Here is a 12,127-nt window from a genome sequence, read left to right on the forward strand (position 1 = left end):
AAAAGTTCATAAGAGATCAGCATGCGAATAGATGACATCGATGCATTACTGGCGGTAGTACAGTTTTCTTCCCTGAGTCAGGCCGCTGAACATTTAGGGATTACGCAGTCAGCGATCACCCGCAGATTACAAAGTCTGGAACAGTCATTAGGGACCCGGTTGCTGGACCGGCAGACCAAACCCCTGCGGCTGACCACGGTCGGACAGCGGGTTTATCAGCAGTGCCTGGCTCTGAAAAGAGAGGCCCGTCGTTTGTATGCGATGGCCGATGATGGCGGACAGCCGCGGGGGCCTCTGCGGTTAGGTTTACCCCAAAGTCTGAGTGAACTGAGTCTGACGCACACCCTGAATAACTTACGTCAGGAATTTTCTCATGCCGGAATCACGGTCAGTTGTGGCTGGGGCGGACAGTTACTGAATCGTCTGGAAAACTTCGACCTTGATGCCATGCTGGCGATAGGTCCGGCGAACCTTGCGGTGCCGGAGAATATTCAGGCTGTAAAACTGAAACCTATGGCGGTAGCGGTGATCGCCCGTAAGGGAATGTTCAGTGAGCATATAACACTGGGTGAAGCGGCAGAAACGGGGTGGGTATTGAATCCTGAAGGGTGCGGATTAAGAGCCGGTATTATCCGTTATCTTGAACATTCAGGCAGTCGATTCAACGTTAATGTGGAAAGTGCCGGAGCACTCTTACAGATGCAACTGGTGGCGAATGGTAACGGTGTAGGAATTGTACCGCTGGCAGTACTGGAGAGCAGCCCGTTACGGGAGAGCCTGCAAATTATCGCCAGTCAGGAATATCAGCCGGAAAACTATCTCTGGCTATTATCGGCCCCTGAGCAGGGCAATCTGATGCCGGCGATCCGTGCATTTGCCCGTCAGGTTGCCGATCAGCTTCCCTGAATCAGCATCATTCCGCGGAACGGCAGAAGGCAGGATATACTGCGCTGTTATAGATTGTCGCTGTCTGCCGGACTGTCAGTCACCTGGTTCGCGGGCTCTAATCACATGGCTGCTCAGAGAACTGCTGATGCCCCCGTTCAGGCCAGCAGCGCTGAGTTGTTACCCGGCTGACTGTCTCCCACTGACCTTCGCGGTAATTCATTGTAAAAACAGTTCGTTCGGCAGCGACAGAATCGTCCATTAGCCCCGATTGTTCAACGGTGACAATCGCTTTATCCGGCGCTTCTCCGCTATTTACCTGCTGTGTGACTTTTAAGTCAGTGGCATTTTCCTGAAAAGATCTACCCATTGCCTCCAGCGCAACCCGGGCCGGATAATTGTCACCGCTCGTGCTACTTACTGATTCCGCAGTGCTATTGACGCAGCCGCTGGTCATAACGATTACAGAAAAGAGCATCAAGGCAGGGATTATTTTATTTAATAATATCAATTTATTACCTCTTCATTTCCCAGGGTGTATCATGTCAGGTGTACGCTTTTTAAGCGGCAGGTATTTCACTGCGACTCAGCCAATATATCATTACTCAGACCGCTCTTTTCGGGGAAATATTGCACGGTCGCCCCTGAGCCATATGATCGCCGGAGGCTATCAGAGAACATAAAAGCAAAAACCCGCCGCAGCGTGCTGTCCATAAGCAGCGGAAGCTGGCCGGTAAGCCGCGTTCCTGTGGGTGAATAGCGTCGTGGACACGTCCGCGACACCGCAGGCCGCAGAAGACTTTCCCGGAAGCAGAAAAGCAAAAACCCGCCGCAGCGGGTTTTTCCATAAAAAGTTGAAGCTGACCGGTAAGCCGGGTTCTGTCGTGGACAGTCATTCGTCTAGGCCAGCAATCGCTCACTGGCTCAAGCAGCCTACCCGGGTTCAGTACGGGCCGTACCATGTGAACCCCTATTTGGCCTTGCTCCGGGTGGAGTTTACCGTGCCACGGACTGTTGCCAGCCGCGCGGTGCGCTCTTACCGCACCCTTTCACCCTTACCTGATCCCGTAAACGGGCCATCGGCGGTTTGCTCTCTGTTGCACTGGTCGTAGGCTTGCGCCTCCCAGGCGTTACCTGGCACCCTGCCCTGTGGAGCCCGGACTTTCCTCCCCTCCGTCCGTCTCCCCGAAGGGACAACGACGAAGCGGCGACTGTCTGGTCAGCTTCGGCCGCGGATAATAGGGCATTCGCGGCCATTTGTCACGCGTCTTGCTGATCTTCTTGTTGATCTAAGGCGTAACGGTAGAGTGCATTTTTCTTCACCCCGTGGATTTCTGCTGTCAGTGCTGCTGCTTTTTTCAGTGGTAACTCGCGTTGTAACAGGCCGAGAGTCCGCAGAGCCTCCGGAGGCAGAGCTTCTGCATCAGCATGATACCCTTCAACAATCAGTACCATCTCACCTTTACGGCGGTTCTCGTCTTCTTTTACCCAGCGAAGTAATTCGCCGACCGGGGCACCATAAATACTTTCCCAGGTCTTGGTAATTTCACGCGCCAGTACTACATAACGTTCAGTCCCCCATTCCTGCACCATATCCTGCAGGCAATCGAGCAAACGGTGGGTGGATTCATAAAAAATAAGCGTCCGTGGTTCGGTCGTCAGCGCCCGAAGCGTGTCGCAACGGCCTTTGGTTTTGGCCGGCAGAAACCCTTCGTAACAGAATCGATCGGACGGTAACCCTGAGGCACTTAATGCTGTTATCGCGGCACAGGCGCCGGGCAGAGGCACGACGTTTACCCCGGCATCACGGCATTTAGTGACCAGATGATAACCAGGGTCGTTAATCAGCGGGGTACCTGCATCAGAAACCAGCGCTATACTTTGACCTGCCTGTAATCGTGTTATCAGATAATCGGCTTTTTGCTGTTCATTGTGATCGTGGAGTGCGAACAGGCGCGCGTTGATTGCGAAATGTTGTAGTAACATGCCAGTGTGGCGTGTATCTTCTGCGGCAATCAAGTCTGCGTTTGACAGGACAGTCAGCGCACGCTGTGTAATATCGCCCAGGTTACCTATGGGGGTCGGGACGATATACAGTGTACCCGCAGAAATATCTGTCTGATCGTTTTGTTTCATTGTTTCATCCGAATTGCCGATTTAATATTAGGCGTTCTGAAAAAAACATAACCGGATACCGTATGCTTCTTTCAAATGTGAATCGTCGTAAAGCAGGGCGTTTTGTTCCTGTTGTTCTTGCCGGGCTTATTCTGGCCGCCTGTTCTTCTCAGGGGCCGCAGGCACCTGCGGTGAATGTCGGGGGGCCGGCAACAGGTACCTCTGCTTATTACCTGCAACAGATGCAGCAGAGCAGTGATGATAGCAAGACCGACTGGCAATTACTCGCAATCCGCGCGTTAATGACAGAAGGAAAATATTCTGCCGCCGGTAAACAGCTGCAATTATTACCGCAACAGGTCTCTGCAACCCGGCAGCAGGAGCTGGATTTACTGAAAGCACAGTATGCGGTATCGGCTAATCATTCGGTAGCGGCGCTGCAGCTGCTGAAAGGGGTGAATGTCGCCGGGTTATCGGCCGATCAAAAGACCCGTTATTACGCGACCACCATTGCCGCGAGCCGCGATCAGCCGAGCCTGGACACTCTGCGCGCTTATATTGCCTTACAGCCCTTGCTGAAGGGTGATGCTCAACAGCAAAATATTGATAATACCTGGCTGTCGTTACGCAAAATACCTCAGCAGCAAGCCAGCAACTTTATCATTAATGCCAATGAAAATATTCTGCAAGGCTGGCTGGATCTGCTGGGAGTCTATTACCGCAGTAACGGTGATCTGAATGCGCTGAAATCCGGGGTGAAAGACTGGCAAACCCGTTACCCGGATAACCCGGCAGCAAAACAATTGCCTGCGGGTCTGCTGCAGAGCATGAATATGACGCCTGCATCGACCAATACAATTGCATTACTGCTGCCGTTAAGTGGCCCTGCGGCTGTGTTTTCACAGGCGATAGAAAAAGGGTTTGATGATGCGCGTAATGGTGTAATCAGTCAGGTAACTGCCTCAGCGGTTGTACCATCCTCGACGCCTGCGGCAGCGGCTGTGACAGGGGCAACTGCTCCGGCGGCCAGCACGGTCACCGGCAGTGCTAATGCACCGATCAGTGCCACATCACCGGCAAACACTGATGCTGTTGTCAGCCCGTCGGCGGCAACGATTCCGGCAGCGACGCCGCCTGCGTCAGCCGCTGTAACGGCGGCAGCCTCCTCAGCACCGACGATACCCGCGACAGCACCGGCCAACAGCACTACGCTGGTGAAAGTGTATGATACGAACACACAGCCGGTCGAACAGCTGATTAAGCAGGCACAGAGTGATGGTGCGACCCTGGTCGTCGGTCCCTTACTGAAGGACGATGTCAGCAAAGTTGCTTCCCTGTCCACGCCGCTGAATATCCTGGCGCTGAATGAACCCGGCAGCTTACAGAACCACCCCAATATGTGTTATTTCGCCCTGTCGCCGGAAAATGAAGCCCGCGATGCGGCCCGTCATATCTGGCAGCAAAACAAACGTATGCCCCTGTTGCTTATTCCGGCGAATAACTTTGGCAACCGTGTGGCAAATGCTTTTGCGCTTGAGTGGCAAAAACTGGGGGGCTCAGTGGTCGAACAGCAGACGTTTGGTTCAGTCGCTGATCTTAAACAACGGATTAACAGTAATTCCGGTATCGCAATGACCGGTACACCGGTTGTGGTACAAAATAATTCAGCACCGGCATCCTCTTCGGTTTCGGTTGCCGGACTGACCTTTGCTGCCCCTGAACAACCGGCACCTGTGGCAGATAACGCTGCGCCGGGCAATATTGATTCTGTTTACATTGTCGCCAGCCAAAGCGAACTGGCGCTGATTAAACCGATGATCACTATGCGCACCGGAAGCCGTAGCAATATCGCCTTGTACGCCAGCTCACTCAGCTCGCAGGCAGGCTCTGGTCCGGATTTCCGTCTGGAAATGGATGGCCTTCAGTTCAGTGATATTCCGTTACTGTCCGGGGCTAATCCGGCGCTGATGCAACAGACAGTGAAAAACTTCAGTAATGATTATTCGCTGGCACGTTTGTACGCAATGGGGATCGATGCCTGGACTCTGGCGAATCACTTCAGTCAGCTCCGCCAGCAACCCGGTTACCAGATCAGCGGAGATACAGGTATGCTGAATGCCGGTCAGAATTGCGTGATTAACAGGACGTTATCATGGAACCAATATTCTCAGGGGCAAATTATACCGGTACATTAAACCGTATTATTAACGGACAGTTGTATGAGCGGCGTGCGCGTCGCTTTCTGCAACGTGCCGGGCTGAAATGGGTGGCCAGTAATGTTCGCTATCCCTGTGGCGAAATAGACCTTATCATGCGCGATGGCATGATATGGGTGTTCACAGAAGTGCGTTTCAGAAGCAATGATCGCTTCGGCGGGGCACTGGCCAGCATCACCCGGCAGAAGCGGCAGCGGTTACGGAAAGCTGCCGCCCTATGGCTGGCCGGCAGGCAGCAAAGTTTTGCTACCACGGACTGTCGCTTTGATATTATTGCGGTGACCGGAAAGGAACTGCAATGGTTAAAAAACGCGTTTGATACCGATATGTAATCACCAGGTGGTCTTGTGCAGGAAAGAATTAAAGCTTGTTTTACCGAAAGTATCCAGACGCAGATAGCTGCCGCCGAAGCGTTGCCGGATGCAATCTCCCGTGCAGCGATGACGCTGGTTCAGTCGTTGCTCAATGGCCATAAAATTCTGAGTTGTGGCAATGGCGCATCCGCCGCCAATGCTCAGCATTTTACCGCTACGATGATAAATCACTTTGAAAATGAACGACCCAGCTTACCCGCAGTCTCATTAAGTGCAGATAATATTATGCTGACCGCGATCGGTAATGATCGACAGCATGATGAAATTTATGCCAAACAAGTCAGAGCACTCGGGCAGGCAGGAGATGTGCTGCTTGCAATATCGACCCGTGGCAACAGCCGGGATATTGTGAGAGCTGTCGAAGCTGCGGTGACCCGCGATATGACCATCGTCGCCCTGACCGGATATGACGGGGGAGAACTGGCCGGATTGCTTGGCCCCCATGACGTTGAAATACGCATTCCTTCGCACCGTAGTGCAAGGATCCAGGAAATGCATATGCTGACGGTGAACTGTCTGTGTGAACTTATTGATTACACATTATTTCCCCATCAGGAATGACTGAAGGAGCATTAATGAAAATACTTCCGGTATTCGCGATTTTTATCCCGGCCCTGATGTTACAGGGCTGTGCGGCAGTCGTCATAGGCAGCGCTGCGGTAGCGACTAAATCAGCAACAGATCCACGGACAGTGGGTACTCAGGTTGATGACGGCACCTTAGAACTCCGCGTTGCCAATGCATTGTCAAATGATAAACAGATAAAATCAGACACCCACATTAATGCCATGGCCTATCAGGGCAAAGTATTACTGACCGGCGAAGCTCCGTCACAGGCGCTGGCAGACAAAGCGAAACAGATTACTGCCGGCGTGGACGGTGCATCGGAAGTGTATAACGAAATTCGTATCGGGCCGAATGCCTCTCTCGGAACTTCTTCGGAAGATACCTGGATCACCACCAAAATTCGTTCCCGGTTACTGGGAAGCGATAAAGTGAAATCTTCAAATGTAAAAGTCACCACAGAACAGGGAGAAGTTTTCCTGATGGGATTAGTCACTGCTGAAGAGGGGCAGGCTGCTGCAGATATAGCCAGCCGTGTGAGTGGTGTTAAACATGTCACTACAGCCTTCACTCTGCTGAAATAAGGGGTTCTCAGGCAGTCTGTCAGGCTGCCTGAGCTTCTTCCAGACAATCAATAATCAGTAATTTTCCGTCACTCACGGCGGAGATATAAATTTCTGACTCATCATTGATCAAGGCCCCGTCTCCGCAGGCCATGGATAACGATTGCTTACTGCCTTGCAGTGATAATTCACCGGATACGGATTGCAGATAGCAATGGGTACCCTGCAAGCGGAATGGCAGGCTTTCTCCCTGGCGGTAATTCAACTGGTGTACCCAGATGTTCTGCCGCAGTTGCAGGCTGCCATCACTGCCTTCCGGTGAGGCAATCAGAACCCACTGTTTATCTGAAGCCAGAGAGCGATGTTGTACTGGCGGAGCGGTTTGTTGCGGGCAGGCATTCAGCCACAGTTGCAGGCGGAGTAAAGCATGCTGCTGACAGGGATTAGATTCCTGATAAATACTGTTGTCGTTGGCAGAAAGTAACAGTGCATCTCCTGCCCCGGCCCGTGATATTTGTCCGTCGCTGCTGCGGTATTCGGCCTCTCCCTGCAGAATAATATTCAGCACATCAATTTTCGGAAAGCTGCGTGGCTGGAAAGAGCTTCCCGGCGCCAGGCTCTCCTGGTTGAGTACCTGCAGGTAGCTGAATCCCATCAGCGCCGGGTCAAAGTAATGGCCGAAGGAGAAACTGTATCTGGCTTTCAGCCAGCCATAATCGGCAGTGCCGCATTTTTTTGCTGACCGGAGAGTTAACATATTTCTTCCTGTAAATCATGGTGTGCTTTTATCTTAAAGGGCTGGACGGCTGAATGTTAGCCAGTTAATCTGCCTGCTATATTCAAATTTACTGAAAGAGAATCTGATGGTAAGAGAACGGGCACTGACACTGGAAGCGCTGCGGGTTATGGATGCGATTGACCGTCGTGGCAGTTTTGCGGCGGCCGCTGATGAACTGGGCCGTGTTCCGTCGGCTCTCAGTTACACCATGCAAAAGCTTGAAGAAGAACTGGATGTCGTGCTGTTTGATCGTTCCGGCCATCGCACCAAATTTACCAATGTCGGCAGACTGTTACTCGAACGGGGCCGGGCCCTGCTGGAAGCCGCCGAAAAACTCACTACCGATGCAGAAGCTCTGGCTCGTGGCTGGGAAACTCATCTGACGATTGTTACCGAAGCACTGGTACCCTGTGAGCATCTGTTTCCGCTGGTTGACCGGCTGGCAGAGAAGGCTAATACCCGGGTCTCGCTTCTGACAGAGGTACTGGCCGGATCCTGGGAAAGGCTGGATCAGGGGAGAGCCGATATTGTTATTGCTCCGGCCATGCATTTCCGGACCTCCAGCGAAATTAATACCCGTAAGTTATACAGTATGACAGGCGTCTATGTAGCCAGTCCTGATCATCCGATTCATCAGGAACCGGAGCCCCTTTCGGAAGTCACGCGGGTAAAATACCGCGGGATCGCGGTAGCGGATACTGCCCGTGAACGGCCTGTCATTACCGTACAGTTACTGGATAAACAGCAGCGCCTGACTGTCAGTTCATTAGAAGATAAACGTAAAGCATTGCTGGCAGGACTAGGGGTAGCGACTATGCCCTGGCCATGGATAGAAAAAGATGTGGCAGAAGGGCGGTTAAAAGTGGTCAGCCCGGAATACCGGAATGAGATCAATATTATTATGGCCTGGCGGCGTGACAGTATGGGAGAAGCGAAGGCGTGGGCATTGCGTGAAATCCCGCGGCTGCTGGCAAAATATCAGACCCCTTCATTATGGTAGTCCGGCCACAGACAGCCTGTGGCCGGGAACCCTGATCAGCGGTTAACCCGATGGTGGGCTGACCACCAGTTATGATCCGGCCCGACGGGGATGATCCCGGAGGGATTTATCTGCCGGTGGCTGGCGTAGTAATGATGGCAGATATGGGGCAGATTAACCGTGTCGGCAATGCCCGGCAGCTGGTAAATATCCCGCAGAAAGCCATAGAGGTTCGGGTAGTCACTGATGCGTTTCCGGTTACATTTGAAATGGGTGACATAAACATCATCAAACCGTATCAGTGTCGTCCACAGACGAATGTCTGCTTCGCTGAGCTGGTTACCGGTCAGGTAGCGGCGTTCAGCGAGGATTGCCTCAGCACGCTCCAGTCCGTCGAATACAGCACTGACTGCATCATCGTAGGCCTGCTGTGTGGTGGCAAACCCGGCACGGTATACGCCATTATTAATTTGCGAATAAATCCAGTCATTTAACTGATCAATCTGCTTCTGCTGCGATAGCGGATAATAGTCCGTGTCACTGGCCCCGCAGGCGGTGAATGCAGAATTCAGCATTCGCATAATATCGGCAGATTCATTACTGACAATGGTCTGGCGATATTTATCCCAGAGTACCGGCACGGTCACTCGGGTAGTGGCTTGCGGGTCAGCTTTCAGGTACAGCTGGTACAAATATTCCAGTCCGTATAACGGATCGCCGTCTGCATGGGGAAAGTTGCGGTCGAAGGTCCAGCCATTTTCCAGCATCAGAGGATGTACGGCGGAAACTGAAATAACCTGCGTCAGTGCTTTAAGCTGACGCATAACCAGTGTGCGGTGTGCCCACGGGCAGGCCAGAGAGACATACAGGTGGTAACGATTTTTCGCGGCTGGAAATCCGCCGTCACCGCTCGGGCCGGGTTCGCCCTGCGGGGTGATCCAGTGACGCCACTGAGATTGTGAACGAACAAAGTTACCTCCGCTGGCTTTGGTGTCGTACCAGACATCCTGCCATTGGCCCTGAGTAAGCATTCCCATTATGTTCTCCGGAGAGTAAAACAGACTGTTATTGTGTCGCGGGAAACTGCGAGAGAAAAGAGATAAATAACGCACCGTTGCCGGTGAAAGGCTCAGCCAGCCCTGAGGCTGGCTGAGAAACAGGCTATCATTTACCCGGCAGGTTGTTACGTATCATTCGCCAACTGCTCCATAAACCGAAGCCGCGTTTAGCCCAGCGGGCAACAAAGCCGGGATGTCGTAAAGACCAGAGGGTAGCCAGTCCGCCGCCAATGGCAATATAACGACGCAGGCCCGTTAGCCTGACCCAGAGCTGATCATAGCGGCGGGTTGCCTGGCACCAGTCACGTTGACAGGCCTGAAGGTCCAGTCGTTGTTGCTGAATCACTGCCAGCAATTCGTCTCTGCGACGTTCAATATCACGGCGGCTCATTACTGTCTGTCCTCCAGCAGCTCCCGATCAGTTGAAAGTTCTTTACGGGTATGGCGTAACAACGTTGATTGCCGGGATTTAACTAATACCCGGATCCCGAAAATCAGCGCCAGGGCAAACAGTACCCCGGTGGTAATACCGATAGCCATCAGCCGGTATTCTGCACCTACTGCGACGATGATGAGGATCATCAGACTCATCAGTCCAAATGCCGTAAAAAGCATAGTTAAACCGACCATCAGCAGCATTTGGATCAGGTTAGCTTTTTCCTCCTCTAACTCGACAATTGCCAGACGAACCCTGGTTTCCACAATACTGGCAAGGGTTGTCACCATTCGCTGACCGATAGTAATAATGCTTTTTGCCGGTCCTTCGTTCTGCGAGTGAGTAGCCATAATTAACGGCGTGAAATCAGAATGCCGAACACTACCCCGATAGCAGCACCGATACCCACGCCGTGCCACGGTTTTTCGTGGACGTAATTATCGGCTTTGTGTGCCGCCTCGCGGGTTGTTTTGGCAATATGTTGTCCGGACTCACCGAGGCTTTCACGGGTATTGTGGAGTGCGGCGCGGGCTTTTTTATGCAGCTTTTCAATTTCAACTTTTGATTTATCGCTGGCACCACTCAGGACTTCCTCCAGGGTATCAGCCAGAGTTGCCAGTTCAGCACGCAGATCCTCGGACGATGGAATATTAGCCATTTGAAACTCCTTCTGAAAGATAGTAGTTAAATCCGCAGATGCGGGGAAAACAGACTCAGTAACCTTGTTCACTGTGAACCGATAATACCAGTCGCCCTGAACCTTTTTTTGTGTGTTTGGTGTTATTCTGCGTCCGGGATTGCCAGTCTCAGCAGCTCCCGGAATAACAGCATCACTGTTTTTCTCAGTGCTACCCTCACCCGTGACAGTAGCGCTGAATACCTGCATACAGACAGTTATCTGGCTGTTTTTATCTGATTATAGATACAGCTGCTGGAAAGTTCAAAGTTGTGGAGGTGATGAAATAGCCGATCCGGAATCATCTGTTGCCGGACCGGCCGTTCATACACTGGTGTAGGCATCAGAAAGTATCTGCCTGAGGAGTTTTTGTGCCTCAAGACGCTGGTCTTCGCTTTCGAGACGAATGACCAGCATATCCTGTTCCGGTGTAATACTTTTTATAATGATCCCGCGGGCTGACAGTTGCTGGTAAATAAAAAAGCCATCAGGAAGATTGGTACCTTTATAGGTAACGCCAATTCTGACCTGTGGTGTTTCCTGCAAAAAATCTGAAGTAAGAATAACGCCGGTAATAACCAGGATGCAGCTGATCGCCAGCAAGGCCGCAAGACGGTAACGGATAAATACATTACGTGAATGCATTACCGGGGATTCCGGTCTTGTTGTGTACGTTTACGCCACAAAATATATAAGGAGCCGAATAGGCCGAAGACCAGTAATACCAGTGGCAGAAGCATCAGACAGAACATCAGTTGATCTTCGTATTTCCGGAACAGCGGCGTTTTACCTAAAGCGAAGCCGGCGACTGTCAAAATAAGCACCCAGAGAAATGCACTTATCCAGTTAAAGAACTGAAAGCGGGCGCTTTTAAGCCCGGAAATACCGGCAATGGTGGGTAACAGAGTGCGGACAAAAGCAATAAACCGTCCGGCCAGTAGCGCCGATAAACCGTGGCGGTGGAAAAGACGATGGGCCCGTTGATGGTACTGGGCCGGTAAATGAGCTAACCATTTCTGTACCAGCGGCGTATTCCCCAGCCATCGGCCCTGAATGTAGCTGACCCAGCAGCCCAGACTGGCGGCAGTGGTGAGGATAAACAGGGTCAGAGGAAAGTCCATGGTACCTTTAGCAATCAATACGCCGACCAGAATCAGCAGACTGTCTCCGGGTAAAAACGCAGCAGGTAACAAACCGTTTTCCAGAAACAAAATAATAAACAAAATGCCGTAAATAGCCCAGACCAGGGAAGGATCGGCGAGTGTTTCAAAATCCTGCTGCCACAGAGCGTGGAGTAAGGCTTGTAGGGTATCCATTAAGTGTTCCTGACCATCATTAACATTCCCGGAAGAAGCCTTAAAGATAATACATTCCGCAGAAACTGCCGGAATGTCTTTAAAACTTCTGATCAGCGACCTGTGATTACCCTGCTGAAGGGTAAAAAAGGAAGAGTAAGTGTAACAAATAATAAGTTTTCACAATA

15 protein-coding genes and 1 other RNA gene are annotated in these 12,127 nt (G+C 51.8%); 6 read left to right on the plus strand and 10 right to left on the minus strand.

Annotated features, from left to right (window positions below):
- Nucleotides 1–21: 21 nt before the first annotated feature.
- The gene (locus JK198_RS03095; RefSeq protein ID WP_212707087.1) at nt 22–906 is read left to right on the plus strand and encodes a LysR family transcriptional regulator; all 885 of its coding nucleotides are present in this window, start codon (nt 22–24) and stop codon (nt 904–906) included.
- A 97-nt stretch (nt 907–1,003) separates the two neighbouring features.
- On the opposite strand, the gene JK198_RS03100 is transcribed toward JK198_RS03095, so the two are convergent.
- The 3 genes from JK198_RS03100 to rsmI form a co-directional block, all read right to left on the minus strand.
- Complete coding sequence (locus tag JK198_RS03100; RefSeq protein ID WP_212711464.1) at nt 1,004–1,255, minus strand: hypothetical protein; 252 nt, start codon at nt 1,253–1,255, stop codon at nt 1,004–1,006.
- Between the two features lie 482 nt (nt 1,256–1,737).
- Nucleotides 1,738–2,112: RNase P RNA component class A (gene rnpB / locus JK198_RS03105), an RNA gene on the minus strand.
- A gap of 33 nt (nt 2,113–2,145) precedes the next feature.
- Entirely contained in the window at nt 2,146–3,021 is an 876-nt protein-coding gene (gene rsmI, locus JK198_RS03110; RefSeq protein ID WP_212707086.1) for a 16S rRNA (cytidine(1402)-2'-O)-methyltransferase, read from the minus strand.
- A gap of 62 nt (nt 3,022–3,083) precedes the next feature.
- On the opposite strand from rsmI, the gene JK198_RS03115 reads away from it, so the two are divergent.
- The 4 genes from JK198_RS03115 to dolP are packed head-to-tail and all read left to right on the plus strand — an operon-like array spanning nt 3,084 to nt 6,738.
- Nucleotides 3,084–5,195 carry a penicillin-binding protein activator gene (locus JK198_RS03115; RefSeq protein WP_212707085.1) on the plus strand — a complete coding sequence of 704 codons (2,112 nt, stop codon included), beginning with the start codon at nt 3,084–3,086 and terminating at the stop codon, nt 5,193–5,195.
- Entirely contained in the window at nt 5,153–5,548 is a 396-nt protein-coding gene (locus JK198_RS03120; RefSeq protein WP_212707084.1) for a YraN family protein, read from the plus strand. Before JK198_RS03115 ends, JK198_RS03120 begins: the two co-directional genes overlap by 43 nt.
- Before the next feature lie 15 nt (nt 5,549–5,563).
- Nucleotides 5,564–6,151, plus strand: coding sequence for a DnaA initiator-associating protein DiaA (gene diaA / locus JK198_RS03125; protein WP_212707083.1), 588 nt, complete (start codon nt 5,564–5,566; stop codon nt 6,149–6,151).
- Nucleotides 6,152–6,165: 14 nt separating this feature from the next.
- Nucleotides 6,166–6,738 carry a division/outer membrane stress-associated lipid-binding lipoprotein gene (gene dolP, locus JK198_RS03130; protein WP_212707082.1) on the plus strand — a complete coding sequence of 191 codons (573 nt, stop codon included), beginning with the start codon at nt 6,166–6,168 and terminating at the stop codon, nt 6,736–6,738.
- 19 nt (nt 6,739–6,757) lie between these two features.
- On the opposite strand, the gene JK198_RS03135 is transcribed toward dolP, so the two are convergent.
- The gene (locus tag JK198_RS03135; protein ID WP_212707081.1) at nt 6,758–7,474 is read right to left on the minus strand and encodes a pirin family protein; all 717 of its coding nucleotides are present in this window, start codon (nt 7,472–7,474) and stop codon (nt 6,758–6,760) included.
- 106 nt (nt 7,475–7,580) lie between these two features.
- Here JK198_RS03135 and JK198_RS03140 point away from each other — a divergent pair, with 106 nt between their 5' ends.
- The gene (locus JK198_RS03140; protein ID WP_212707080.1) at nt 7,581–8,495 is read left to right on the plus strand and encodes a LysR family transcriptional regulator; all 915 of its coding nucleotides are present in this window, start codon (nt 7,581–7,583) and stop codon (nt 8,493–8,495) included.
- Nucleotides 8,496–8,530: 35 nt separating this feature from the next.
- Here the strand turns inward: JK198_RS03140 and JK198_RS03145 are convergent, their stop codons facing one another.
- The 6 genes from JK198_RS03145 to JK198_RS03170 form a co-directional block, all read right to left on the minus strand.
- A complete protein-coding gene (locus JK198_RS03145) occupies nt 8,531–9,511 on the minus strand; it encodes a glutathione S-transferase family protein (RefSeq protein ID WP_212707079.1) in 981 nt (326 codons plus the stop codon).
- Between the two features lie 127 nt (nt 9,512–9,638).
- Nucleotides 9,639–9,923 (minus strand): YqjK-like family protein, encoded by a 285-nt coding sequence (locus tag JK198_RS03150; protein WP_212707078.1) that lies wholly within the window; start codon nt 9,921–9,923, stop codon nt 9,639–9,641.
- Nucleotides 9,923–10,318, minus strand: a complete 396-nt coding sequence (locus JK198_RS03155) for a phage holin family protein (RefSeq protein ID WP_212707077.1) — start codon at nt 10,316–10,318, stop codon at nt 9,923–9,925. The genes JK198_RS03150 and JK198_RS03155 overlap by 1 nt, the downstream gene beginning before the upstream one ends.
- Nucleotides 10,319–10,320: 2 nt before the next feature.
- Entirely contained in the window at nt 10,321–10,626 is a 306-nt protein-coding gene (locus JK198_RS03160) for a YqjD family protein (protein WP_212707076.1), read from the minus strand.
- A 342-nt stretch (nt 10,627–10,968) separates the two neighbouring features.
- Complete coding sequence (gene mzrA / locus JK198_RS03165) at nt 10,969–11,289, minus strand: EnvZ/OmpR regulon moderator MzrA (RefSeq protein WP_212707075.1); 321 nt, start codon at nt 11,287–11,289, stop codon at nt 10,969–10,971.
- Nucleotides 11,289–11,960: a DedA family protein gene (locus JK198_RS03170; protein WP_212707074.1), complete on the minus strand. Its 672-nt coding sequence runs from the start codon at nt 11,958–11,960 to the stop codon at nt 11,289–11,291. Before JK198_RS03170 ends, mzrA begins: the two co-directional genes overlap by 1 nt.
- Nucleotides 11,961–12,127 lie beyond the last annotated feature (167 nt).

It is taken from the genome of Tatumella sp. JGM91 (assembly GCF_018257575.1).
Lineage (GTDB): Bacteria > Pseudomonadota > Gammaproteobacteria > Enterobacterales > Enterobacteriaceae > Tatumella > Tatumella punctata.